This window comes from Mycobacterium sp. IDUB_37 (assembly GCF_055419245.1).
In genome coordinates, this window is record NZ_JBVAXG010000046.1 from 1 (window position 1) to 394 (window position 394).

Consider the following 394-nt stretch of genomic DNA (forward strand, 5'->3'; position numbering starts at 1 on the left):
CGGGGTAGCCGCGGTAGCGGCGCGATGCTGGTGGTGGCCTCGCCCACCGGAACCGGCCCGGTGCCCGCGGGTGCGGGCCGAATCTCCACGGTCTGTCCCGAGGTGGGTGAGCCCAGCATCAGCGAGACCGGCCCGCTCAGCGGTAACCGTTCCACCCACTTGCCGTCCAGGAAGACACCATTGCTACTGCGGTTGGTCAGCACCCACCCCGACTCCGTCGGCTCCAACACCGCATGCACCCGCGAGATCCGCGGATTCTCCAACCGAATATCCGAACCACTCGAACGCCCCAACGTCCACGACCGATCCGCCGTGACACGCCACACCCGCCCATCACTACGCAACTCCAACCGCGGCGGCTCAGAATCGGGCGTTCCCACAGTGTCTTTCATCC

Annotated in this window: 1 protein-coding gene; it reads right to left on the bottom strand. The window is 67.0% G+C overall.

Annotated elements, in window-relative coordinates:
- On the bottom strand, window positions 1-380 hold a 380-nt coding region (locus ACZY1I_RS32240), incomplete at its 3' end, for an FHA domain-containing protein (protein WP_463761714.1).
- Between the last annotated feature and the right edge of the window lie 14 nt (window positions 381-394).